At 35.9% G+C, this 1,377-nt stretch carries 2 protein-coding genes; both read right to left on the bottom strand.

Going from position 1 to position 1,377, the window contains the following annotated elements; translation table 11 throughout:
• Positions 1–328: 328 nt before the first annotated feature.
• On the bottom strand, positions 329–700 hold the full coding sequence (locus E1176_RS00970; protein ID WP_246205902.1) for a transposase: 372 nt from the start codon (positions 698–700) through the stop codon (positions 329–331).
• Between the two features lie 112 nt (positions 701–812).
• Positions 813–1,193 (bottom strand): hypothetical protein, encoded by a 381-nt coding sequence (locus tag E1176_RS00965; RefSeq protein ID WP_155208722.1) that lies wholly within the window; start codon positions 1,191–1,193, stop codon positions 813–815.
• Between the last annotated feature and the right edge of the window lie 184 nt (positions 1,194–1,377).

Below are 1,377 nucleotides of genomic sequence, written 5' to 3'. Positions count from 1 at the left end.
AAAAAAAAGTAAATATCGCGCTATGCTAGTCATTATTAATTCGTTTTAAAGCTTGATTGAAACCTTGTTCAGAAGTAATATCCCCCGCTGGTGCGAGCTTTTAGCTCGTATCTACCACTCTTAAATATAATCAATTTCCAGCAGTCCTTTCCCTCAACTATAATCAATGGCACTGCTATACTTCCAATGTTCAGGTTCATTTACAAAACCAGCTTCAACCGGATTAAAATGTATATAGTCTACTTTTTGATCAATTACCTGTGGGCTCCATAATTCAATTGGTTTATTATTTTGCTACCAGAATTGCCTACGTTTAATTTTGCTATTGTTAGCGCCTGCTTTTTCCATCATCCAGAGCATCCCTGCCTTTGCCGAAACTGCTCCGTGCAGGCAGGCATTCCTTTCGGCTCTCCTGAGTATTTTCTTCTATTAACTTTTGAAGGGCCTTGGAGGTAAAGGTTTTTAAGGATTTCAATAAGTAGCCCGGATCTTTTTCCTTTGCCCGAAAGATCAGATGAATATGGCTTGGCATGATGCACCATGTATATAGCTCCATTCCTTTGTTTTTTCTGCAATGATTCAAACTTTCTAGCATAGCATTGAAGTACAGATCCCGTATAAAAACATCAAGCCAATAAACTGTTGCAAAACTTACAAAATAAAGCCCTTCTTTATTATAGAATTTGTGCTTCCTGCTCATTGGGTAATGGTAGAAAGTCTTAATGAATTTACTTCAAAGGATTGATCGGATTGACTGGTTGTGGATACGAGTTACAAGCTTACACCAGCTAGGATTCTCAACACGTTAGAAGTTACCAATCTAAACCTTCTGCCTTACGAAAGATATAAATTCTATATTTATCAGGTATCAGTGTTTTTCTTTTATATGAATGAACAGAATCACTTAATTCTAGAAGCTCTAATTCTTCTCCGTTAATAATTAAATGATCTTTATGTATTGAATAAGGTAATATTTCATATCCCTTGGCATTGGCAAAACCCCAGTACACTGAGTCCTTAAAGAAAATTTCTTGCAAATTATTATTACTAACTTTTGTAGTGTCTCCTTCATACATTGTGATGGTTTTATAACCAATCCATTTGCCTAGAATGATGTTATTTTGGGATCTATTGCCCTTCCCTGAACAATTAGGCAGGGCAACCAGTAAAAAGACATAAATTATACTCTTCATCGTAATCTAGTTTTTATTGAGTCGTATCTTTAGTTTGCTCATCAAATGAAGCAGTGACAGTAGTGAGAAGGTCAATAAATTTATCCACTCCTTTTTCGGACATCTCTTGATTGAATATGAATTGTTCCATTTCTCCCCCACTAGTGCGAGCTTGTAGCTCGTATCTACCACTCTTAAATATAAT

The sequence above is a fragment of the Fulvivirga aurantia genome, from assembly GCF_009711475.1.
Taxonomy (GTDB): domain Bacteria; phylum Bacteroidota; class Bacteroidia; order Cytophagales; family Cyclobacteriaceae; genus Fulvivirga; species Fulvivirga aurantia.
This window is presented reverse-complemented; position numbering and strand designations above follow the sequence as displayed.